General features: G+C 36.5%; 22 protein-coding genes and 1 pseudogene. 7 read left to right on the plus strand and 16 right to left on the minus strand.

Going from position 1 to position 22,184, the window contains the following annotated elements; genetic code table 11:
• Window positions 1-118: 118 nt before the first annotated feature.
• Together IC610_RS02690 and IC610_RS02695 are read left to right on the plus strand one after the other, a co-directional pair.
• Window positions 119-1,120: a bestrophin family protein gene (locus IC610_RS02690; protein ID WP_191735118.1), complete on the plus strand. Its 1,002-nt coding sequence runs from the start codon at window positions 119-121 to the stop codon at window positions 1,118-1,120.
• Between the two features lie 94 nt (window positions 1,121-1,214).
• Window positions 1,215-1,613 carry a DUF805 domain-containing protein gene (locus IC610_RS02695; protein ID WP_191735119.1) on the plus strand — a complete coding sequence of 133 codons (399 nt, stop codon included), beginning with the start codon at window positions 1,215-1,217 and terminating at the stop codon, window positions 1,611-1,613.
• A 221-nt stretch (window positions 1,614-1,834) separates the two neighbouring features.
• Here the strand turns inward: IC610_RS02695 and IC610_RS02700 are convergent, their stop codons facing one another.
• From IC610_RS02700 to IC610_RS02745, 10 genes and pseudogenes are all read right to left on the minus strand, one after another.
• Complete coding sequence (locus tag IC610_RS02700; RefSeq protein ID WP_191735120.1) at window positions 1,835-3,625, minus strand: acyl-CoA dehydrogenase family protein; 1,791 nt, start codon at window positions 3,623-3,625, stop codon at window positions 1,835-1,837.
• Window positions 3,626-3,652: 27 nt separating this feature from the next.
• Complete coding sequence (locus IC610_RS02705; protein ID WP_191735121.1) at window positions 3,653-4,198, minus strand: hypothetical protein; 546 nt, start codon at window positions 4,196-4,198, stop codon at window positions 3,653-3,655.
• Between the two features lie 2 nt (window positions 4,199-4,200).
• Window positions 4,201-5,379 carry a thiolase family protein gene (locus IC610_RS02710; protein ID WP_191735122.1) on the minus strand — a complete coding sequence of 393 codons (1,179 nt, stop codon included), beginning with the start codon at window positions 5,377-5,379 and terminating at the stop codon, window positions 4,201-4,203.
• 48 nt (window positions 5,380-5,427) lie between these two features.
• A pseudogene (locus IC610_RS02715) lies at window positions 5,428-5,781 on the minus strand (four helix bundle protein).
• A 43-nt stretch (window positions 5,782-5,824) separates the two neighbouring features.
• A complete protein-coding gene (locus IC610_RS02720) occupies window positions 5,825-8,218 on the minus strand; it encodes a 3-hydroxyacyl-CoA dehydrogenase/enoyl-CoA hydratase family protein (RefSeq protein ID WP_191735123.1) in 2,394 nt (797 codons plus the stop codon).
• Window positions 8,219-8,563: 345 nt separating this feature from the next.
• Entirely contained in the window at window positions 8,564-9,016 is a 453-nt protein-coding gene (locus IC610_RS02725) for a MarR family winged helix-turn-helix transcriptional regulator (protein WP_056079213.1), read from the minus strand.
• Between the two features lie 166 nt (window positions 9,017-9,182).
• A complete protein-coding gene (locus tag IC610_RS02730) occupies window positions 9,183-10,106 on the minus strand; it encodes an ABC transporter ATP-binding protein (protein WP_191735124.1) in 924 nt (307 codons plus the stop codon).
• Window positions 10,107-10,108: 2 nt separating this feature from the next.
• Complete coding sequence (locus IC610_RS02735; RefSeq protein WP_056079219.1) at window positions 10,109-10,396, minus strand: hypothetical protein; 288 nt, start codon at window positions 10,394-10,396, stop codon at window positions 10,109-10,111.
• 178 nt (window positions 10,397-10,574) lie between these two features.
• A complete protein-coding gene (locus tag IC610_RS02740) occupies window positions 10,575-11,546 on the minus strand; it encodes a FecCD family ABC transporter permease (protein WP_191735125.1) in 972 nt (323 codons plus the stop codon).
• A gap of 22 nt (window positions 11,547-11,568) precedes the next feature.
• On the minus strand, window positions 11,569-12,123 hold the full coding sequence (locus IC610_RS02745) for a TlpA family protein disulfide reductase (RefSeq protein WP_191735126.1): 555 nt from the start codon (window positions 12,121-12,123) through the stop codon (window positions 11,569-11,571).
• Window positions 12,124-12,152: 29 nt separating this feature from the next.
• Between IC610_RS02745 and IC610_RS02750 the strand changes: the two genes are divergently transcribed.
• Together IC610_RS02750 and IC610_RS02755 are read left to right on the plus strand one after the other, a co-directional pair.
• Window positions 12,153-13,277, plus strand: coding sequence for a 2Fe-2S iron-sulfur cluster-binding protein (locus IC610_RS02750; RefSeq protein ID WP_191735127.1), 1,125 nt, complete (start codon window positions 12,153-12,155; stop codon window positions 13,275-13,277).
• The gene (locus IC610_RS02755; protein WP_191735128.1) at window positions 13,274-13,891 is read left to right on the plus strand and encodes a SanA/YdcF family protein; all 618 of its coding nucleotides are present in this window, start codon (window positions 13,274-13,276) and stop codon (window positions 13,889-13,891) included. Before IC610_RS02750 ends, IC610_RS02755 begins: the two co-directional genes overlap by 4 nt.
• Before the next feature lie 2 nt (window positions 13,892-13,893).
• Here the strand turns inward: IC610_RS02755 and tamL are convergent, their stop codons facing one another.
• Window positions 13,894-16,491: a translocation and assembly module lipoprotein TamL gene (gene tamL, locus IC610_RS02760; protein ID WP_191735129.1), complete on the minus strand. Its 2,598-nt coding sequence runs from the start codon at window positions 16,489-16,491 to the stop codon at window positions 13,894-13,896.
• Between tamL and IC610_RS02765 the strand changes: the two genes are divergently transcribed.
• Window positions 16,477-17,208 (plus strand): TrmH family RNA methyltransferase, encoded by a 732-nt coding sequence (locus IC610_RS02765; protein WP_191735130.1) that lies wholly within the window; start codon window positions 16,477-16,479, stop codon window positions 17,206-17,208. The two genes, tamL and IC610_RS02765, sit on opposite strands and share 15 nt — an antisense overlap.
• A gap of 151 nt (window positions 17,209-17,359) precedes the next feature.
• Here the strand turns inward: IC610_RS02765 and IC610_RS02770 are convergent, their stop codons facing one another.
• The 5 genes from IC610_RS02770 to porQ form a co-directional block, all read right to left on the minus strand.
• On the minus strand, window positions 17,360-17,857 hold the full coding sequence (locus IC610_RS02770; protein ID WP_191735131.1) for a phosphoribosyl-ATP pyrophosphatase: 498 nt from the start codon (window positions 17,855-17,857) through the stop codon (window positions 17,360-17,362).
• A 4-nt stretch (window positions 17,858-17,861) separates the two neighbouring features.
• Window positions 17,862-18,170: a phage holin family protein gene (locus IC610_RS02775; protein ID WP_191735132.1), complete on the minus strand. Its 309-nt coding sequence runs from the start codon at window positions 18,168-18,170 to the stop codon at window positions 17,862-17,864.
• A gap of 75 nt (window positions 18,171-18,245) precedes the next feature.
• Window positions 18,246-18,590, minus strand: a complete 345-nt coding sequence (locus IC610_RS02780; RefSeq protein ID WP_056079244.1) for a YtxH domain-containing protein — start codon at window positions 18,588-18,590, stop codon at window positions 18,246-18,248.
• Between the two features lie 93 nt (window positions 18,591-18,683).
• Complete coding sequence (gene cmk, locus IC610_RS02785; protein ID WP_191735133.1) at window positions 18,684-19,358, minus strand: (d)CMP kinase; 675 nt, start codon at window positions 19,356-19,358, stop codon at window positions 18,684-18,686.
• Window positions 19,359-19,441: 83 nt separating this feature from the next.
• Window positions 19,442-20,434: a type IX secretion system protein PorQ gene (gene porQ, locus IC610_RS02790; RefSeq protein ID WP_191735134.1), complete on the minus strand. Its 993-nt coding sequence runs from the start codon at window positions 20,432-20,434 to the stop codon at window positions 19,442-19,444.
• 309 nt (window positions 20,435-20,743) lie between these two features.
• On the opposite strand from porQ, the gene pyrH reads away from it, so the two are divergent.
• Together pyrH and frr are read left to right on the plus strand one after the other, a co-directional pair.
• On the plus strand, window positions 20,744-21,451 hold the full coding sequence (pyrH, locus tag IC610_RS02795; RefSeq protein WP_056079254.1) for a UMP kinase: 708 nt from the start codon (window positions 20,744-20,746) through the stop codon (window positions 21,449-21,451).
• 117 nt (window positions 21,452-21,568) lie between these two features.
• A complete protein-coding gene (gene frr / locus IC610_RS02800; protein WP_191735135.1) occupies window positions 21,569-22,123 on the plus strand; it encodes a ribosome recycling factor in 555 nt (184 codons plus the stop codon).
• Window positions 22,124-22,184 lie beyond the last annotated feature (61 nt).

Consider the following 22,184-nt stretch of genomic DNA (forward strand, 5'->3'; position numbering starts at 1 on the left):
ATCGTTAAAGTGTTTAAATCAAAAGAAAATAAGTTTAATTTAAACATAAAATATAATCAATCATCAATCATCAATCATCAATCATCAATCATCAATCATCATTTATCAATTATAAAACATGAACGCAGGAAGAAAATTTACACCGAAAGAATTTATTCTCTGGACGCGCAGAACCATTTACAAAGTTTTTGTTGTGGCATTTATTCCAACATTATTTTACTATTTGGGAGCAGAATATCTGTCGCTTCCGTGGCAGCCTGTCGCAATTTTAGGAACGGCGGTAGCTTTTATTGTCGGATTCAAAAACAATGCAAGCTACGGCAGACTTTGGGAAGCAAGACAGATTTATGGTGCGATTATTAATGACAGCAGGGCTTTTGGGTACACTTTGAGAGATGCTTTACAGGGGAATGATACGGAAATAAAAACCATTTTTTACCGTCATTTTGCATGGCTTACGGCATTGAGGTTTCAGCTCAGAGAGCCCAGAACATGGGAAAATATGACTCAAAAATCGAATATAGAATATCTGTCATTTTACGATATTCCGGAAAGAGTGACGACCATTGAGAATGATTTGAAACCATTATTGTCAGATGACGAATACGGTTATGTACTAAGAAAGAAAAACCGTGCGACCCAGATTTCAGCATTACAGTCGCAAGAAATAGCGAAACTTTATAAAGACGGAAAACTGAATGATTTCCAATGGACTTTCCTGCAACAGTCACTGTCGAAGTTCACAGACCATCAGGGAAAAGCGGAGAGGATTAAAAATTTCCCATATCCGCGAAATTTCAGCTCGATTACGACCTATCTTCTTTTTCTGTTTGTAATTTCAGTTCCATTTGGCTTACTCAACGAATTTGCAAAATTGGGCGAGGGAACCATACTGGAATGTTATTCTGTGTGGCTTAATGTTCCTTTTTCAATGATCCTGATGTGGGTTTTTGTTACTTTGGATACGGTAGGCGAGAGCTCGATGAATCCTTTTGAGGGCAGTGCCAATGATGTTCCGATCACCCAAATCAGCCGCACAATTGAGATTGATATGCGCGATATGCTGGATGAAGAAAATCTGCCGCCTGCGATTACACCGAAGAATAATATTGTGCTTTAAAATTATTTCATTTAGGAGAGAAATTTATTTAATATTTTGTACATGATTTGAAAAAAATAATTATTTTTGAAGAGAACAATAAAAAAAATAAACGATGAAATGGTATTTAAAAGTATTGAAACAGTACGCTGATTTTAACGGTCGGGCAAGAAGAACAGAATATTGGATGTACTTGCTATTCAATATGATTTTCGCTGCAGTAGCTGCAGTTCTGGATAATATTTTGGGACTGAAATTTTCGCCTGAAATTCCTTACGGCTATATCTATTTGCTTTATGGCTTGGCAGTTTTTCTTCCTGGATTAGGAGTCGCCGTAAGAAGACTGCATGACGTTGGCAAAAGTGGATGGTTTATGCTAATTGCTTTGATTCCTATTATTGGAGGTATTTGGCTGATTGTCTTAATGGCAACAGATGGAACTCCGGGTAGAAATGAGTATGGTGTAAACCCAAAAGAAAACTTCAACGAGATCAACGAGATCGGACAAAAATAAATTTAATTTAATGAAAAGATCCCGAATTAGTTTTGGGATCTTTCTTAAAGTATTAAGAAAACGCTTCAGATTTGAAGCGTTTTTGTTTTTTGTATTATAGACCAGAAATATCGCTGATTTTTATATACCCTTATTTCAGGACTACATAAATCCAATAAAAAACGCTCCGGAGATCCGAAGCGTTTTTAAAGTCTTTCCTCAAAGGGATTTGGGAAGACGATTTAATAATGTCCTTTCCCAATGTAATACGCAGCAACCTTCTCAGTCAACGCCACCACATTCGGGTTATTGGTATATTTTGTAAACCTTCTCAAACCGGAAAGCATCATTCTCTGTTCGTCGCCTTCTGCGAAAGAAATAATACCTTCCTTGGCAGCAACGATGATTTTTTCTACAGCTTTATAAAGATTCAGCTGAGCCATCGCAACTTCTACAGAATCGGAAGCGAAATGTTTTTCAGCTCTTAGAATTGTAGATTCTGCCATGTAGATTTGATTTAAAATTTCTGAAGCATTCAACAGTAAATGTTGCTGTTTCTCAATATCCATCATATATTTTTGAAGTGCAGCTCCGGAAACCATTAAGAAAACTTTCTTCAAATTGGCAATGATCGCTTTTTCTTCACTCATCAACTCAGAATAATCAGGAACTTCGAAAGATGGAATTCCCATCAATTCTTTAGAAATGGCCATCGCTGGAGAAAGTAGGTCTAATTCGCCTTTCATTGCTCTTTTGATCAACATTCCAACTGCCAGAAGTCTGTTGATTTCGTTGGTTCCTTCGTAGATTCTGCCTATTCTCGCGTCTCTCCATGCAGCTTCCATTGGAGTGTCTTCTGAGAAGCCCATTCCTCCATAGATCTGAATCCCTTCATCAGCAGTGTTTTGGGTTAAATCTGAAACATAAACTTTAAGAATAGATGCTTCAACTGCGAATTCCTCAACACCTTTCAGTTCAGCTTGTTGATGATCCATTCCGCCTGCAACTAATTCTGCAATTTTATCTTCAACATTTTTTGCCAAACGGTATGAACCTGCTTCGCTCACAAAAACTCCTGTCGCCATTTCAGCAATTTTCTTTCTGATGGCTCCGAAAGTTGAGATAGAAACGCCAAACTGTTTTCTTTCGTTTGAATATTGAATAGAGTGATTTAAAATTCTTCTCTGTCCGTCAAGGTTGGCGGCAGCGAGTTTAATTCTCCCTACATTTAATGCATTCAGAGCGATTTTAAAGCCGTTGTTTCTCTCACCCAACATATTTTCTACAGGAACTTTCATATCATTGAAAAAAACCTGACGCGTAGATGACGAACGGATTCCCAGTTTATGCTCTTCCTCACCAAAAGACAAACTTTCAGGGTTTTCAAGCTCAGAACGGTTGATGACGAAACCTGTAATATTTTTGTCGTCATCGATCTTGGCGAATAAAGTGAAAGTATCTGCAAAACCGGCATTTGAAATCCACATTTTCTGTCCGTTGATGATGTAATGTTTTCCGTCTTCAGACAGTTTCGCTCTTGTTTTTCCCGAATTGGCATCAGAACCTGCATCCGGCTCAGTCAGACAGTAAGCTCCGAATTTTGTTCCGGTCGCTAAATCCGGAAGATATTTCTTTTTTAATTCTTCACTTCCGTAAAGTAGGGTAGGAAGTGTTCCGATTCCTGTGTGAGCTCCATAAGCTGTAGCCAACGATCCATTTCCTCCCGAAACATAGTCACAAGCCAGCATCGTGCTTACGAATCCCATTCCCATACCGCCATATTCTTCAGGAACTGTAATTCCTAAAAGACCCATTTCACCAAGTTTACGCATTGTTTCTTCCGTCAAAGCATAATCTTTTTTCTCAAAACGCTCATGATGAGGAATCACTTCTCTGTCGATAAACTCTTTCGCAGAATCACGGAGCATTTTTTGCTCCTCTGAAAGTTCTTCGAGACTAAAAATCTCGTTTGCAGGAATTTCTTTAATTAGGAATTCTCCTCCTTTTAATGTTTTATTAAGTGTATCACTCATTATTTTTGTTTTTTAAATTTTGTTAGATTATTCTAAAATTTCAAACATATCTGGATGTTCTAAAGAATATTTAAGTTTAACTTTTTGCTTTACTTTATATTTTCCATCTGGATTACTGAGTTCAAAATCGTAATCGTTATCATTAATTTTATAATTTAAATATGCAACAGGCCTTTTACCATATCTTTGCGGAATGCTGTCTGTTTTAGATATAAGTCCTTCAATATTTTTTGTTTCTGAAGAATTTAAAAACTTATTTTTCCTGTTTTTCGATAATTCTAGTGAAATAAAAATTGTACTAAAAATTAAAATTACAAGAGTAATAGTTAACAAAGAACTTAAAACAATATATCTAATTTTTTTCCAGGGATTAAAAAAGAAACTTCCAGGATTTTCACCAGCTATTCTTTCATATGTAGATAATGTTAATCCTACATAGCTAAATAATAACAAAAGAAAGAATCCAACAGAGATGATGTAACTACTTTTATAATCATAATTATAACCAAAGAAATAAATTATCAACACTATTGAAAAGATAATAAATGTGGAAATCTTTTTACCTGTTGACATTACTAAAGAAGTTCAAAAATACTCGCCGCTCCTTGTCCCGTTCCAACGCACATAGAAACCATTCCATATTTATTTCCACGTTTTCTCATTTCGTCGAGAAGCTGGACGGTCAATTTTGTTCCGGTACAGCCAAGCGGATGCCCGAGAGCAATTGCGCCACCATTTACATTCAAAATATCTGGATTTAAGTTCAGTTCTTTTTTAATCGCAACCGATTGAGAAGCAAAAGCTTCATTCAATTCAATCAATTCAATATCTTTCAACTGCAAACCTGCCTGTTTTAAAGCCTTTGGAATCGCATAAATAGGTCCCATACCCATAATTCTTGGCTCAAGTCCGGCCGCAGCGTAAGCAACTAATCTTGCTTCAGGCTCCAATCCTAATTCTTTTACCATTTCTTCAGACATCACGATCACGAAAGCTGCTCCGTCACTCATTTGAGAAGAGTTTCCGGCAGTTACGCTTCCTCCGTTGGCGAAGACTGGTTTTAATTTAGCCAAACCTTCCAAAGAAGTGTCTAATCTCGGACCTTCATCCACCGCAAAATCGAATTTTTTGGTCTGCATTTTCTGATTTTCATCCAAAAAATTATATTCTACAGGGATGGATGCTATTTGATTTGCAAAACGACCTTCCTGATTTGCTTTCAGAGCTTTTTGATGCGATTCAAAAGCAAATTGATCCTGCTCTTCACGGGTAATATTGAATTGTTTTGCAACTTCTTCAGCCGTATAACCCATTCCCCAATAATAATCAGGGTTTGACTTAGCAATTTCCGTTTCCGGAACGGGTTTGTAACCACCCATCGGAATGTATGACATTGATTCTGTGCCTCCTGCGATGATACAATCAGCCATTCCTGCCTGAATTTTCGCCGAAGCAATCGCAATCGCTTCACTACCAGATGCACAATATCTGTTCACAGTCACTCCCGGAACTTTGTCGGTGTTTAATCCCATCAAAGAAATTAAACGCGCCACATTTAAACCCTGTTCAGCTTCCGGCATTGCGTTTCCAACGATTAAATCATCGATTCTGTCTTTATCTAATTGCGGAACGGCTGCCATGAGTTTCTCGATAACTGTTGCTGCCATTACGTCGGGACGCGTGAATCGGAGCGAACCTTTTGGCGCTTTTCCGACCGCTGTACGAAATCCCTTGATTATATATGCTTGTCTCATAATTGTAATATGTATTTATGTATAAAGTACAATGTATTTTTAAAAGTTTTAACTTGAATAAACTTGTTTCAGTTTAATAATCATATTTTGTATATGCTGAATTTCAGTAAGAACAATTTCGAATTTTTCCTGTGGAAAAAATTCACATTCATTTGCAATAATTATCTGTGTTTCGAACTCAAAAGAAGAACCTAAAGCAATATTTAAAAAATGTGAAAACTGAGCATTTGTATCTCTTCCAGCTCCTTCAGCAATATTAGATCGAATCTAATACAATGATCTTCTGGATTGAGATGTAAGGCCAAATAATTCATCTTTAGGAAATTCTTTTGAAAAGAAATAATATGTTTTACAAAGTTGAATAGATTTTTTCCAAACTTCTAATTGTCTGAAATTGTGCATAGCAAATACTTTTACGTTAATACTTTTTACTTTGTACAAAAAATTAATTTCTCAACGGCTTTCCTTTCTGCAACATAAACTGAATTCTCTCCAAAGTTTTTCTCTCTCCACAAAGCTGTAAGAAAGTTTCTCTCTCAAGATTCAATAAATACTGTTCGGTCACAACTGTTGGTTCGGAAAGATTTCCACCTACTAAAACGTTGGCTAATTTATCTGCGATTTTCTTATCGTGTTCAGAGATGAAATTACCGGTTAACATCTGATCAGTCCCAACATAGAATATTCCTAAAGCATCTTTTCCAAGAACTTTTACGGTTTGTTCGATCGGTTGTGTGTATCCGTGCTCTGCCAAACTTTTCGCCATCATTTTTGCGGTCATAATCTGCGTCCTCTTGTCAACAACTACGATGTCTTTTCCTTTTTCAAGAATTCCCATATCGTAAGCTTCGTAAGCTGAAGTAGCGACTTTTCCCATTGCAATGTTCATGAAAGCTTCACGGAGACGGTTGTTTTTCACGTCATCGCTGTGGAATTCTCTGGAAGTTCTCAAAGCAAATTCTTTCGTTCCGCCACCGCCAGGAATTACACCAACTCCGGTTTCAACCAATCCGATGTAAGTTTCTGCGGCTGCAACAACGCGGTCTGCGTGCATCGTCATTTCGCATCCACCGCCTAAAGTCATTCCGTGAGGAGCAACTACGACAGGAATTGAAGAATAACGAACTCTCATCATTGATTTCTGGAAATACGCAATTGCCATATTCAGATCATCCCAATCCTGCTCGATGGCCATCATTAAAATCATGGCTAAATTGGCTCCAACAGAGAAATTCGTTCCCTGGTTTCCGATCACCAATCCGTCGTATTCTTTTTCAGCTAAATCGATGGCCCGGTTTAAGCCGTCCAAAACTTCACCGCCCAAAGAATTCATTTTAGAACGGATTTCAAAATTGATAATTCCGTCGCCCAAATCTTCAATGGAAGAACCTGAGTTACTCCATAGTGTCTTGTTTTTTCTGATATTATCTAAAATGATAAATGATTCCTGACCCGGAATATTATTGTAGTTTCCCGAGTTTTTATCGAAGAAAATGCTTTGTCCGTCTTCATTAACTTTGTAGAATGATTCCACACTTTTCACCCAGTCCGAAACTTCGTAACCGGCTTCTTGTGCCAGTTCAATTCCTTTTTCAACGCCAACTGCATCCCAAATTTCAAAAGGACCGTTTTCCCAACCGAAACCAGCTCTCATTGCATCATCGATTTTGTAAACTTCATCAGAAATTTCCGGAACTTTGTGAGACACGTACGCGAACAAGGCACCTACAGACTTTCTGTAAAGCTCTCCGGCTTTGTCTTTTCCACCGATTAATACTTTAAATCTGTCTATCGGTTTGTCGATATTTTTCGTTAATTCTAAAGTTGGGAAAGAAGATTTGCCTTGAAGTTCGTATTCCAAAGTATCCAGATTTAATCCGTGAATTTCAGATTTTCCATCGGCACCTTTCACTTTTTTATAGAAACCTTGCTCAGTTTTTGAACCCAACCATTTGTTATCTACCATTTTCTGAATATAGTCAGGAAGGGAAAAAACATTGTTGAAGTCATTTGCTTCAGCCCCGCTTTGACGGACACCATTCGCAACCATTACCAAAGTATCCAAACCGACAACATCAGCAGTTCTGAAGGTTGCAGATTTCGGGCGGCCGATAACCGGACCGGTTAATTTATCAACATCAGAAACATTTAAACCTAATTTCTGAACATTGTGCAACAAATCCATCATTGAAAAAACTCCGATTCGGTTGGCGATAAATGCCGGAGTGTCTTTTGCTAAAACCGTCGTTTTTCCTAAGAATTTTGCTCCGTAATTCATGTAGAATTCAGCAATTTCCGGATCGGTTTCTTTGGTTGGAATTACTTCTAACAATGGTAAATATCTTACCGGATTGAAAAAGTGAGTTCCTGCAAAATATTTTTTGAAATCATCGCTTCGTCCTTCCACCAACATATTGATTGGAATTCCCGAAGTATTGGATGAAACCAAAGTTCCCGGTTTTCTGAACTGTTCGATTTTTTCGTAAACCGATTTTTTGATGTCAAGTTTTTCAACGACAACCTCAATAATCCAGTCGGTGTCTTTAATTTTCTGTAAATCATCATCAAAATTTCCGACTTTAATTCTCTCCGCAAATTTCGGAGAATAGAGGAGTGCCGGACTTGCTTTTTTCAGTTTTTCAAAGTTTTCGGAAGCAATTCTGTTTCGAACAGTTTTGTCTTCTTTCGTCAAACCTTTTTTCTGTTCGGCTTCATTTAATTCAAACGGAACAATGTCAAGCAGTGAAACCTGCACGCCAATGTTGGCAAAGTGCGCAGCAATACCGCTTCCCATAATTCCGGAACCTAAAACCGTTACGTGTTTGATTCGTCTTTTCATATGTAGATTTTATTATTTTGATTAATTAATGAGTTAATTTATAGCCTGATTCTTTTTACTTTTTCCCTTCCTCTTTCTCATAGCGAATCTGTCGCAGCCCGACCTGAGTGGTGCTATTTTTGCAATTTTAAGGCCTGTAAAAGCAATGGGAAATTTGCAAAAAAGCGGGAACGGAGGGCATAAACGAGAATAAGCAAATGCTTTGTCTAAGTTTACGAACGAAGTTCAAAACGGCCCAAAAAATAATTTTAAAAATCGCTGTTCAGCGCAGTCAAAGTCGCCATAAAAAACAACTAGCTCCTACAATCTCAATGGCTATGTGAATAATAGTCTGAATCTTTAAAACTATTTCTTATTATTCAGGTCATTAGATATTTTCATAATCTCGGTCATGACTTCTTTAAAAACTTCCAGTTTTTCAGGATCTATTTTTTCCATGACTCTCTTGTTGAAGTTGACTACGACTTCTTTAGATAAATTTCTTGAGTTCAGTCCTTTATCTGTGAGTTTTATTATCACTTCGCGCTTATCCTGTGTGGTTTTTTCTTTGTAGATGTAACCGTTGTCTTCCAAAAGTTTAATAATTCGCGTCAGAGAAGTGGGCTCGATGGCCATTTTAGGACCAAGATTGGTGCTTCTGGTTCCTTCCTTGGGATCGATCTTCAAAAGTGTAAGTGCCTGTACAGCAGTGGAATCGTACTCCTGAGCAAGATCTGAATACATTTTCTGTACTGAAATCCATGTTTGCTTCAGAATGAGATCGATATTTTCGGTTTTTTCTTTGTTGTTCTGATCCATACTTTTTATGTGTTATGGTGTAATTCAAATTTAATAAATATTATGCATGCATAACACTTTATAAAGTTAAAATTTGTTAATATACTGGTAGATAGAACGTTAATTTGTATGAAAAGCATAATACTATGCATGCATAGTATGTAAGATCCATAATGATATTGGTCTGTTAATGAATGTTTTGAACGATTTTTAAGATTTCTGCAAAAGATTCACATTTGAGTGTAGAATTTGAGTGTGAGACAATCCAAAAGTTGTCGTGAAATGTAAATTTGATCTGAGAAAGATCTTTCTGGAAATTTTTCTGCAGTAGTGAGAACAGCATTTCCTTCTGAATTTCGGGAGAATTAATTAGTGGCGCAACAAAATTTTTGTTAATGTTGAAAAGTGAGGCATTGGTTAGTTCTTCGTGCTGAAGAAGAACATCTTCCACAATCCCGGAGTACAGGTTCTGATCTTTTATATACCAGATTTTATCTGCAAATTCCTTTGCCAGGCGCCAGTCGTGAGAGGAGAACAGAATTAATTTATTTTGTTTTTTAGCGAGTTTTCTCAGCGTTTTGAGAATGATAATTTTATTTTTTTCGTCTAAATGTGTGGTGGGTTCATCTAAAATAATTATTGGAGAATTCTGCGTCAGAGCTCTGCCAATAAATGCTTTCTGAAGATTTCCGTCTGACAGATTTTTGAGAGGCGTGTTTTTATACTGCGTTAAATCGAGTTCATGGAGAATATCTGAAACCTCTTTTCTGTCATTTTGATTCAATTCAAAATAATACGGATAGTGTATGTATTTACCCAGCGAGATCAAGTCTTCAACAGTATAATTTTGTGGAATTACTGCTTTAGAAAAAACAATGGCAATATTTTCAGCAATTTCTTTTACAGATAAATCTTTTACGTTTTTATTGTCAATTAAAATTTCTCCACCCAACAAAGGATTCTGATGGAGAATGGATTTTATTAACGTCGTTTTTCCTACACCATTATTTCCGATCAGCAGACAGACATCGCCCAGTTTCAAAGATGCGTTGGCATTTGAAATAAGGGTTTTGTCGTAGCCGATACTGGCTTGGTTAATTTGTAGGTGCATGGTTAAACAGAAATAAAAATAACAAATAAAATAAGAGGGACAAGACTAAAAGTAAAGTATAAAAATTTATGTTCTTCAATATCTACTAAACTTAAAATCCCTAAAATTAATGATCCAAAAAATGCTGCAGGTATTCCAATCATAAACCACCAATTATGACCGAAGGAGTAAATCCAATGCTTGTCTGTGCTCATTCTGAACAGCTTTGAATATTCCAGAAATGCCACGCTAAATGCGAACAAAATTATATTAGCAATAATTAATTTCTTATATATTATTCTGGTATTCATCTGCTTATTATTTTGTCATAATGAAAATCCCTCCGTTAAATTGGTTTAGGGTTGTACGGAAAGACAAAGTGTACGTGTTTTTCAGATATTAAATTAAAAAATATTCAAACATATGCGTCATTTGTAAAATCTGCAGGAAATTTAAAAAATTCATTATTGATCCATTCACAACTCACTTTCAAACTTTATTCTGCCTCAAAAGCATCATCAAAATGACAGGAATTCCAAAAACGGAACTGATCACATTTAGTGGAATCTGCGTTTTTTCGGCAGCAATTGAGAATATCAGCATGATGAGCATTCCCAAAAACATATTCAGAAACCATTGTTGCCATAGTTTCGCGGGATTGTAAATTAACCGGCAGAAGTGTGGAACAATGATTCCAATAAATAAAATAGGTCCTAAAAAAGCTGTTACAGAAGCCGACAGCAGGGAAGACGTAGCAATGATTAGCAGCTTCAGATGATTTAGATTTACACCGAAACTCTGCGCATATGAAGTTCCGAGGGAATTTCCGATTAATGGTTTTATCGTTTTAAAACAGAAAAATAATCCAGCTCCAACTAAAATTGACAATACAGTTATTTGATTTCGGGAAACCATGTTATTGGCACCAAATGACCATAAAATGTAGTTTTTTAAACTTTGATTTTCGGCGTAAAACTGAAGCAGTGAAACAATCGCTCCGGCAAAAGCAGAAACCAGAAATCCAAAAATAATCAAATATGATTTATCCTGGAATTTATTGGACATTGACAACAAAATAAGCATCAGAAGTAAACTTCCAATAATTGCAGAGATGCTCAAAAAACTGTTCTGCAAAAATTCAGGGAGCAAAATATTGTCTGAAAAAAAAATATAGAACGCAACAGATAAACTCGCAACGGAAGTAATACCTAATATGTCCGGTCCGGCAAGAGGATTCTGAAAATACTCCTGCATCAGAAATCCCGAAGTTGGAATTGAAATTCCTGCCAGCAACATCGCCAAAACACGGTTTACACGAATTTCAGCAATCTGGTTGTTTGATGTATCACTTAAAAAATCATTAAAATTGAGATTTAAAAATCCTGTATTCAAATTAATTATAGAAATGAAAATGATTGCTACAATTAATATAAAACACAGGATTTTGAATTTTTTTGACATTTTTAATCTGACTCTCTGAAATTTATTTTAAAAGACTGGCCATTTTTTCGTTAAGCTGCTGCTCACTGATATTTCCTAAAGTTTCAACGGTTTTGTCTCCTTTTCTCATGAAAGTAAAAGGAATTGCACTTCCAGTCCATTCTTTAAAATTGGAAGAGAAAAAGTTTTGATTTAAAAGCTGACCATCCAATAAAACGGTGTGATTTTCAATGCCGTGTTCCTGAGTAAATGCCGGAACTTTTGAATTCCAAACTTCCTTCTGATCGAGACTTACAAAAGTGATTTTTACAGGCTGACCTTTGAATTCTTCAATTTTCTTTTTAAAATGTGGAATTTCCTGCACACATGGCCCGCACCAGGTTGCAAAAAAGTTGGTAACGTAAAGCGTGTCATTTTTCTTCCCCAGAAAATCTGCAGTTTTTGCAGGACTGACCTCCGGTAAAGGCTTTGCTGCAGGTTTTTCAACGACCTGAGAAATGGAGTCTTCAGTTTCAGAATTATTTTCGGTATTTGTGGTCTCCTTTTTACAGGCAGATAAAGCGACCAAAACAAATGCTGACAAAATGATTGTCTTCATATTTTTTTATTTATTTTTGGAATGAACTTATGAAACAGCAAATTTACAAAGGCAAACTCACGGAATTTCACCCGTTAAAAATAGCTAAAAAGCAAGACCTGACCAAAAATACTTTCTCTCTGGAATTTGAGATTCCTACTGATCTGGCCGGTCTTTTTTCATTTGATGCCGGTCAGTATGTTACGGTACTGACGGAGAAAGACGGTGCAGAATATATTAATGATTATTCAATAACTGCAGCTCCTTTTGAAAATAAAATTAGTCTGGGACTTAAAATTAATTCAGATAAAAGTTCCGCTTCACTGATTCACAATCAATACAATGAAGGTGATTTGATGTACGTCAGCAAACCTGCAGGAAGGTTTACTCTTGTTTCAAAGCCGAGCGAGTTCAGAACGATTGTAGGCTTTGCGGCAGGAATTGGTATTACTCCGATTCTGAGCCATTTCAAAAATATTCTTTATCAGGAACCGAGAACGCGTCTTTTTCTTTTTTACGGAAATAAAAATTTTGAAAATCTTGCTTACCGTGAAGAACTGGATCAGCTTGCCCGTTTTTATGGTGACAGACTTCAGATCTATTATTTTTTCTCGCAGGAAAACACTTCTAATTCTTTTTTTTCGGGAAGAATTGATGAGAAAAAATTAAATTTAATTATAAATCAGATTTTGCATTTAGATGATACTGATGAAGAATCTACGATTTGGGATGCAGTGGACGAAGTTTTGATTTGTGGAAAAGGTAAAATGATAAAAAGTCTTGCCAATGCCTGCTACCATCATGGAATTCCGAAAAACAATATTCATTTTGAACTTTTTGAAGAATTTAATGAAGATATTTATCCGGTCGAAAAAGAATTTCCTTTGATAGAAAATATTGAAGTTGAATACACAATGCTTGGGAAAAATTTTCAGACTGAACTTCCCGATAACAGAGAAAAAATTCTTCAACAGCTTTTAATTCAGAAATTTCCGGTGCCATACTCCTGCAAGTCAGGAATTTGTGGAAGCTGTGAGTGTTTTCTGGAAGAAGGAGAAGTGGAACTTTTGGAGAATGAATATTTAACGGAGAAAGAAGAAGCTCAGGGAAAAATCTTAGCCTGCATGTCAATTGCCAAAACTAAAAAAATAAAGCTTAATTTTGATTTCAATTGAGAATCATTAAAAACATATTCAAATTTATTTTACTCTCATCAGAAGTCATCATTCTTCTGATGGCTTTATGCAATGCGTGGGTTTTTGGGTTGACCAACGGCAGAACGTACACCAAGATTTCAAAAATTCCGCCCCGTGAAGTGGCTTTGGTTTTGGGAACGTCGCCAAGAATGAGATCAGGAATTTCAAATCCGTATTTTACCAAAAGAATGGATGCTGCGGCTCTGCTGTATCATCATGGGAAAATAAAAACCATCATCGTAAGCGGCGAAAAAAGTCAGGGTTACGATGAGCCTGCAGCGATGAAAAATTATCTGATTTATCAGGAAGGAGTTCCTGAGCACATCATCGTTGAAGATCCGAAAGGTTTTAACACTTATAAAAGTATTCTCCGCTGCAAAAACACGTACGAAAAGAAAAACGTCATCATCGTTTCGCAGGGATTTCACAATTTGCGGGCACTTTTTTTTGCCAGAAACAATTCGATGAATGCTTTAGGTTTTGATGCTCAGGATGTATCAAAACCTGAAAGTTTCTACAGAAATCAATCCAGAGAAAGCCTCGCAAGAGTGGCTGCTGTTGCTTATTTTATACTGGGAATTTCGCCTGATTAAATTTAAAACGGATATCCGAATGCGATGTTCATCGTCGGTTTCAGAGGCTGGAAGTATTTTAATCTCCATCGTTCTGCATCCGGTTTATTGGGGTCGTACATTTTATAGGCAAGGTCTAATCTCAAAGTGATGTAAGCAATATTCACTCTCAATCCCAATCCACTTCCTACACCCATCTGGCGGATGAATTTGTTGAATTTAAACTGATCATCAAAACCGCTGTCTTCAAGATTCCAAATGTTACCGATGTCTGTAAATATCGCTCCTTCGTACATATCATTAAAAGGCAGACGGTATTCAATATTCGTTGTCAGTTTTACATTTCCCATCAGATAAGTACGTACACGCTCGTCAATTTGTGAATCTCCCGGACCTAAACCACCGAAGGCAACCCAGGCTCTGATATCGTTAGAACCTCCGTTGAAATAAGAACGTATAAACGGCATAGATGAAGAGTTTCCGTATGGAATACCGACACCTACAAACTGTCTGAGAGCTAAGGTCTGATTTCCATTGACTTTAAAATATTTTCTTACATCGAAATCAAATTTCACAAATTGCGCATAAGGAATTCCGAAGATCGTTTTCTGTGGACTTGTTACAACGCCGCCTTCATCTCTTTTCTGATTAAAAATACTCGGAATATTTCCTGCCAATTCTACTTTTCCGTTAAAATAGAAAGCATTTGGATAGTCTTTTTTACCAATTTCATTATAAACAAAGTTGTATATCATCGATGAGATAATAACATCCTGCGTCTGCCTGTCTTTGTTCACCAAAGTTCCTGAAAAAGACAGAAGTCGGTCTGCCTGTTCCTGATTGAGTGTATTTACATACCCTTCGTCCTGCAGAATCATCATAGAAACCTGATCTCTTGTAAGCTGACCTGCATAAAACTGCTGACCTAATTGAGGATTATAGACAAAATAATCATCAAAAGCGGCTCTTCTTATATTATCGTCACCCACGAAAAAATCGTAATAGCTGTCTTTATTTTTGGTTAAACTGAACTGCGTGTTAAAAAGTGAAAGTCTGTGAGAAACCTGATCGTTTACATTGGCAAAATAATTTAGACCAGTATTAAAATTGACTCTTCCCAAACCAATGTTATTCTGTACCGAAGCTCCCAAAACAATAGATGAAGTAGGAGTGTACCGCTTAGGAATCAATTTGTAATAAGAGAATGGTAAAAGCAGTCGTGGAAACTGGAGCGATGCCTGAGCTGAAATTTCGTAGGCACCAATTCTCTTACTGATATCTCTCGGGTTCACAATTCTTCCGAAAGTTCCTGAAAGACTTGTTGTAAGGTTTTCTGCACCGCCAAAAATGTTTCTAGTAGTGAGATCTACAGACGGAGAAATTCCTAAATTCAATAGTTGGGAATAATTGATATCCGTTCCCAGTTTCAGTTCAAATTTATCTAAAGGTTTCAGAATGTATAACACATCAATAATGCTGTCACTTATTTTTCCGCCGTCATCTTTTCTGTAATCAACTTCAGATTTCAAAACGCTGAAATTGTTCATTGCTAAAAAGTTACGTTTGGTCAGGTTAAGTTTTTTCTGATCATAAACAGATTTGTTATCTTCAATGACCGCGCGCCATAAAGCCTGATTTTTGTAACGGTTATCCATTTTATGGAAACGTATTCTTCTGAGGCTGTCCTGTGTTGTTCTTTTTTCGTAATAATCTGAAATATCATCCACTACTGCAACATCGATGTTACCAATGGTTGCCACTTTGTATGGAGTATTTACTGAGTCTTTATGAATTTCAAGGGTCAACGGAACTTCTTTTCTGCTCTTCAGGGAATCTGCTACAAAATAAACTTCATTATTTGCACTGTTGAATCTGTAATATCCGCGGCTCCGCATGATTTCGTTGATCCTCGTCACCTCTTTTTCAAGATTGGTCTGATCAAGAATATCACCTTTTTTGATTGTAGTTTTAGAAATGTTGTCTTTAAAGTGTGACTTAATTGCGAGATCCGGAATATTGTAATAATAATCTTTGATGATTGTAGGGCTGTTGTGCTTTATCGTATAATTCACACTTGCCTTTTTATTTGTAGAATCTTTCTTGTCCGAAGCAATGACTTCTCCATCCCAAAAACCTCTGTACGTCAGTCTTTTTTCGATTGATTCTGCACTTTTTTCGGTTCTTGTCTCGTCAAAAATTACGGGAGGGCTTCCCCAGTTGTGGTAAAGTCTGTCCATAAAGAGACTTTTTCCGACACTGCTCTGCATATTGTATTTTATGAACAGTGAATCTCTCAGCTTCTGATTTCTCATTTCGCTGGGATAGGTCATGTATTCATTTAAAACCGTATCGTATTTAGGATTGGCGGCATTGTAAAACCAAAGACTCAACGGAACAAATAAGAGCTGTTTTTTATTCGGTTTTTGCTGAACGTAATCTTTCAGTTCATCATCAAAAGGCTGTTTGCCGTCTTCAAATTCGAAAGTATTGCTGGTAAGAAGATACTCTCCATCTGGCACTTTTTTGGTCGTACTGCAGGCATAAAGTAGAATAATAAATGTTGCAAATGAAAGAATTTTATAATACTTTTGAGGAGATTTCTTATAATGCTTACAGCTCATACAATAAAAATTTTACAGTCTCTTGATAAAAAGAAGTTCAGGCAAAAATACAATTTGTTTTTGGTTGAAGGCAACAAAATCATTTCCGAACTTCCCCAATCTAACTATAAAATTAAAGAAATATTTTCCACCGATCCGGAAAGATTGGTTTTAAAAGATATTTCAGGCATACCAATTTCCGAAAGTGAACTGAAGAAAATAAGTTTCCTGCAAAATCCAAAAGATTCTGTTGCGGTATGTTTTCTGGATGATAAAAAAGATTTTGAGGAAAAAGATTTTCAGATTGTTTTGGATGGAATTCAGGATCCCGGAAATCTGGGAACGATAATCCGTTTGGCAGACTGGTTCGGAATTGAGCAGATTGTGTGTAGTGAAGATACTGTAGATTTTTATAATCCTAAAGTAATTCAGGCTACGATGGGCTCATTTACACGAGTGAATATTGTATATAAAAATCTTCCTGAATATTTATCGGAAACCAGGAATCAGAATATTGGAACGGATATGACAGGCGAGAATATTTACAGTTTTAAAAAGCCTGAAAGAATCAATTTAATTTTAGGAAATGAGGGCAACGGTATGCGTTCCGAAACTGAAAAATTTTTGACTGAAAGTATTTCTATCCCAAGATTTGGGAAATCACAGTCCACAGAAAGCCTTAACGTTTCAATGGCTGCGGGAATTATTTTAGGACAGCTTTTTAGGGTTGAAGGGTGATAGAGTTTGAGAATGGTAGCGTTGTTCTGTGAAGTTTGAGGGTCTTAGGGTTGTAGAGCAGTTGAGTTGCTCATTAGGAAGTTTTTTTATAGAATTAGAGAGCAGGAGGACTCTTGATAACTCAAACACTCCGACTCTCCAACACTAAAACTCATATAAGCTGTTCCATACTGGAAACACTTTTCGATTTCTGATATGCTTCGAGTTTATTTCTTAAAAATTTCAAAGCTACCGGGGCAAGATAAATCATCGCAACACCTATTGCTTTTTTCTTCCAGTTGCTGCTTTTCAGATTTTTCTTGGCATAATTGGCAACCAATGCAGTGGTACCCAGTTTTATCAGACCTTCCAGCGCGTCACCTTTAAATGCGGAGTTGGCCAAGCCAATCGCAGCATTTTTGCTGAAGATCATATTTTTAACCTCAGAAGTTACCTGCTTTGCAATAACATCTTTTCTGAGAACTGTTTTTTCTTCACCGTCTTCATCCGTTTTTTCTTTCAGATATTGGTCAGTAAAGCCGTTTGTAAAGGCACTTAAGCTCTCTTTAGCATTCTTAAAGGTAAGGAGTGCTTCAAGATCATCTACTTCTGCCTGCAGAAGTTTTTTCTTTCTCTTAAGTTCTTCAAGACTGTTAAAATTTACACTCATAATATTAATGATTTATAAATTGCACCACTTTATCAGCGATAATATTGACTATTTTTTTCTTCAGAACAGCGACAGCCATCATCAGGACAACGTAGAATGCTGCAACAATCAGAAAACCATAAGCGGTGTTATCCAGGGCTTTGCCGATTAAATAAGCCAATCCAAAATTGAATAAGATGATAAAAAAGGCAAACGCAATAAGAAATATGATAAGATAAGCGATGATTCCCGCTGAGATGGAGGTTTTTTCGGTAGCCTGTATCTTGATAAGATCTAGCCTTTTCGTTGCATATTCTTTTAGAGTTTCTACCATTATTTTTGTTTTTAAAGTTACAAAAAAAGGAACTTTAATTCAAAGTTCCTTCAACTATATTGTTGTGAAAATAAATTATTTCAAATCATTAAGACCGTTTTCCACATCCTTTACAACGTCTGAAGTTTTGGATACGATTTGGTCTTTGTACTTGTCATAACCGTCTTTTACGGTATGTGCTACATTATTTGCAGTATCTTTAAAAGTAGTCGAGATATTGTCGTACTGCTCTTTTACTTTGTCAGAAACTTCTCCGTATTTATTTTTAGCCTGATCTTTCAGATCGCTAGCTTTTGTTTTAATTTTTTTTCTTGTCTCTTTACCTTCCTCAGGAGCGTAAAGCATTCCTAAAACTACGCCAGCTGCGGCACCTGCTAATAATCCTGCTAAAATTCCTGCTGTATTTCCTTTTTTAGACATTTTTTGTTTTTTTTAATGGTTAATATATTCGGTTTAATGTTTTTTAAGTTTGCAATTAATATACCAATCGAACCAAATGAATGATAAAAACTGTTAAAAGTTCTTCACATGATTCAATATCATTTCTATCGTTTCTTTTTTGGACATATCAGTATTGTCAATGACGATGGCGTCTTCCGCCTGTCTGAGTGGTGCGACTTCTCTTTCACTGTCAATACGGTCTCTTTCTGCCAGATTGTCTGCCACCTGCTTCTCATCAGCAGTAATACCAAGACCTAAAAGTTCCTGATATCTTCTTTTTGTACGTTCTTCAATACTCGCTGTCAGGAAAAATTTAAAATCTGCGTCTGGCAAAACTACAGTTCCAATATCTCTGCCATCCATGATGACACCGCCTTTTTCAGCAAGTTTTCTCTGATATCCCAGAAGGAATTCCCTCACTTCAGCCTGTTTTGCGACATTGCTGACATTTTCAGATACTTCATTGCTTCTGATTTCTTTTGTAATATTGATTTCGTTCAGGAAAAGAACCAGTTCATTTCCGATATTTCTAAATTCAAGATGAATATGATCAAAGTTTTTAAATAGCTCCCCGATATCAACTGTTCCGTCTGCTCTGCAACAGTTCTGAAGTGCAAACCAAGTAACACCACGGTAAAGTGCGCCTGTATCTAAATGTACAAGCTCAAGACGCTGCGCAATAATCTTTGAAATAGAACTTTTCCCTGTAGAGGAAAATCCGTCGATGGCGATTACCGGTTTTTTCATAAAGGCAAATTTCAAGAAATTTTCTTACAAAATCAATATTGAGTAAGATAAAATCTCATATTTTATGGAGTTTTTGAACTTAATTACTCACCACGGCGGCTTGTAAGATCCACAGAAATACCCAGTTGATTTACATTGGAAGCGTTGTGATATCTGATGTGAGCATAATCTAAACGGAATCTAGAAAGTTTAATACCGAAACCTCCTGAAAGACCCGAAAAATTTCTCTGATCCACAACTGCAAGCTCGCTCCCTCTTCTGACGTTGTATCCTAAACGGATGTTGAAACTTTTTTCAGGAAAAAGTTCGGCTCCCAAAGAAAAGTGATCGGCAATCTTTCTTCCAATATTTACTTCCTGTCCGTTGGCGTTCAATTCAGAAGAAATGTCAAACTGCTGTAGATCGTGTGCTGTAATAGTTACTGCTAAAGGGAAATTAGGAATAATTCTCGTATATCCAAGATCAATTCTGAACGGCAGATCTTCTCTGGTTCCGTTGAATGATTTAAACTGATAACCGAAATTTCTGAAAACCAAAGACGCAGTTTCCTTGTTTTTCTTGTGATGATAAGTGATTCCGGCATTTCCTGCAAGAGCAGAAGAAGTGTAGGTATCAATTTTTGAAGTAATAAAGTTTAAACCTCCTCCAATCGTCCAGTTTTCTTCAAACTGATAGGCATATCCGGCACCCACGGCGACATCTGAAGCAGAAAATTCTCCCATTTCAAAACCACTTTCATCGGTTCTGGGGATATTTCCGTAACTCATATATCTTGCGTTGGCTGTAAGAAAATGACCGTTATCCATATCTTTTGCAAAAGCGATGGTTCCGTATTTTGAATCTGCGAGGTAAGCAGTTGCATTCAGAGCAAGCTGCATATCTGAATCCTTATTTAATAAGGAAGGATTGGCAATTGCAAACGACACATCCTGATCTCTTACAGAGATCGCATCGCCACCCAAAGCCGCCTGTCTGGCAGATACAGGTATGTTTAAGAAAGGATACACATTCGTTCCGTTTTGTGCAAACGAAACAAAACCTGCGAGCAAGAGAGGGAAAAATAAAACTTTCTTCAATTCATTATATAATTAATGCAAAAATAATCCTTTTTAGAACTTATCAAAATATTTGTTTAAGTATTTAACCGAATTATTGTTAAATAATCTGAAGTTTACCAATGATTCTCAGCTCGTAATCAAAAAAGGCATTTATTTTACTTACATCTGTAAGTTTTCGGAACAGATTTCTTTTTCATTCTGATTGAATTTAAACTTAAATTAAAACTTTTCAAGCTGCAAAATTTCTAAAAAATAATTAGTATTAATGTTTATATTTGCACAATTAATTTTAAAAAAATTAGTGCCTTAAAATTATTACTGAAAGACATGAAATATAAAAGAATCCTTCTGAAATTGAGTGGTGAAGCCCTGATGGGAGATAAGCAATATGGTATCGACACAGAAAGACTGCAGGAATACGCTGCAGAAATCAAAAAAGCTGTTGAGAAAGGTTGTGAAGTGGCAATTGTGATAGGAGGAGGAAATATTTTCCGTGGTGTGGCAGGAGCCGCAAAAGGTATGGACAGAGTACAGGGCGACTATATGGGAATGCTTGCAACCGTAATCAACGGTATGGCTTTGCAGGGTGCTTTGGAGGATGCAGGAATTAAAACAAGACTGCAGTCTGCAATCGAAATGGATAAAGTTGCCGAACCTTTCATCAAAAGAAGAGCAGTGAGACACCTTGAAAAAGGCAGAGTAGTTATCTTCGGAGCCGGAACCGGAAATCCTTATTTTACAACTGATACTGCAGCGACTTTGAGAGCCATCGAAATTGATGCTGAAGTGATTTTAAAAGGAACAAGAGTAGACGGAATCTACGACAGTGATCCGGAGAAAAACGAAAATGCTGTAAAGTACAACTCATTGTCTTTCGACGAAGTTTTTGAAAAAAATCTTAAAGTGATGGATATGACTGCTTTCACATTAAGCCACGAAAATAAGCTTCCAATCATCGTTTTCGATATGAATAAAGAAGGAAACCTTTTAAAAATAATTGAAGGAGAAACTGTAGGAACATTGGTGAATCTTTAGGAGTAGAGCCGGTAAAAAGTATAAAGAACCAGGTGAGAGGGAATGTAATTTAAAACACTTATTACCCATCACTTATTACTCATATAAATGTGTAACTTTTCAAATTTTAAATATATAATGGAAGAATTAGATCTTATATTAGAATCTGTAAAACAGGACATGGACGCAGCGGTAAAGCATTTGGATCATGCATTTCAGAGAATCAGAGCGGGGCGTGCTTCTACGTCTATGGTGCAGGATGTAATGGTAGAATATTACGGATCGCTTACACCAATCAATCAGGTGGCGAACGTTTCTGTGCCGGATGCAATGACGATTTCTATTCAGCCTTGGGACAGATCTGCTATCAATGCAATTGAAAAAGCGATCATCAATTCAAATTTAGGTTTTGCTCCTTCCAATAATGGTGAAAATATCATTCTGAATGTTCCGCCATTGACTGAAGAAAGAAGAAAAGAGCTTGCAAAACAGGCTAAAGGTGAAGCTGAAGATACCAAGATCGTTGTAAGAAATGCAAGACAAAACGGTATCAAAGAACTGAAAAAATTAGAAGGTGTTTCTGAAGATATCATTAAAGATTCTGAAGCAACTATTCAGGATTATACAGATAAATATGTGAAAATCTGTGACGATCATCTGAAGTCGAAAGAAGCTGAAATTATGAAAGTTTAATCTTCACTCATTTCACTACAATACAAAAGAGATTTCCGGTTTGGGAAATCTCTTTTTTGTT

The sequence above is a fragment of the Chryseobacterium caseinilyticum genome (assembly GCF_014837145.1).
GTDB lineage: Bacteria > Bacteroidota > Bacteroidia > Flavobacteriales > Weeksellaceae > Chryseobacterium > Chryseobacterium caseinilyticum.

Excerpts from the sequence above, each read along its gene's own strand:
- IC610_RS02690 (WP_191735118.1), top strand. The coding sequence starts at position 119 with ATGAACGCAGGAAGAAAATTTACACCGAAAGAATTTATTCTCTGGACG.
- IC610_RS02695 (WP_191735119.1), top strand. The coding sequence starts at position 1,215 with ATGAAATGGTATTTAAAAGTATTGAAACAGTACGCTGATTTTAACGGT.
- IC610_RS02700 (WP_191735120.1), bottom strand. The coding sequence starts at position 3,625 with ATGAGTGATACACTTAATAAAACATTAAAAGGAGGAGAATTCCTAATT.
- IC610_RS02705 (WP_191735121.1), bottom strand. The coding sequence starts at position 4,198 with ATGTCAACAGGTAAAAAGATTTCCACATTTATTATCTTTTCAATAGTG.
- IC610_RS02710 (WP_191735122.1), bottom strand. The coding sequence starts at position 5,379 with ATGAGACAAGCATATATAATCAAGGGATTTCGTACAGCGGTCGGAAAA.
- IC610_RS02720 (WP_191735123.1), bottom strand. The coding sequence starts at position 8,218 with ATGAAAAGACGAATCAAACACGTAACGGTTTTAGGTTCCGGAATTATG.
- IC610_RS02725 (WP_056079213.1), bottom strand. The coding sequence starts at position 9,016 with ATGGATCAGAACAACAAAGAAAAAACCGAAAATATCGATCTCATTCTG.
- IC610_RS02730 (WP_191735124.1), bottom strand. The coding sequence starts at position 10,106 with ATGCACCTACAAATTAACCAAGCCAGTATCGGCTACGACAAAACCCTT.
- IC610_RS02735 (WP_056079219.1), bottom strand. The coding sequence starts at position 10,396 with ATGAATACCAGAATAATATATAAGAAATTAATTATTGCTAATATAATT.
- IC610_RS02740 (WP_191735125.1), bottom strand. The coding sequence starts at position 11,546 with ATGTCAAAAAAATTCAAAATCCTGTGTTTTATATTAATTGTAGCAATC.
- IC610_RS02745 (WP_191735126.1), bottom strand. The coding sequence starts at position 12,123 with ATGAAGACAATCATTTTGTCAGCATTTGTTTTGGTCGCTTTATCTGCC.
- IC610_RS02750 (WP_191735127.1), top strand. The coding sequence starts at position 12,153 with ATGAAACAGCAAATTTACAAAGGCAAACTCACGGAATTTCACCCGTTA.
- IC610_RS02765 (WP_191735130.1), top strand. The coding sequence starts at position 16,477 with ATGCTTACAGCTCATACAATAAAAATTTTACAGTCTCTTGATAAAAAG.
- tamL (WP_191735129.1), bottom strand. The coding sequence starts at position 16,491 with ATGAGCTGTAAGCATTATAAGAAATCTCCTCAAAAGTATTATAAAATT.
- IC610_RS02770 (WP_191735131.1), bottom strand. The coding sequence starts at position 17,857 with ATGAGTGTAAATTTTAACAGTCTTGAAGAACTTAAGAGAAAGAAAAAA.
- IC610_RS02775 (WP_191735132.1), bottom strand. The coding sequence starts at position 18,170 with ATGGTAGAAACTCTAAAAGAATATGCAACGAAAAGGCTAGATCTTATC.
- IC610_RS02780 (WP_056079244.1), bottom strand. The coding sequence starts at position 18,590 with ATGTCTAAAAAAGGAAATACAGCAGGAATTTTAGCAGGATTATTAGCA.
- cmk (WP_191735133.1), bottom strand. The coding sequence starts at position 19,358 with ATGAAAAAACCGGTAATCGCCATCGACGGATTTTCCTCTACAGGGAAA.
- pyrH (WP_056079254.1), top strand. The coding sequence starts at position 20,744 with ATGAAATATAAAAGAATCCTTCTGAAATTGAGTGGTGAAGCCCTGATG.
- frr (WP_191735135.1), top strand. The coding sequence starts at position 21,569 with ATGGAAGAATTAGATCTTATATTAGAATCTGTAAAACAGGACATGGAC.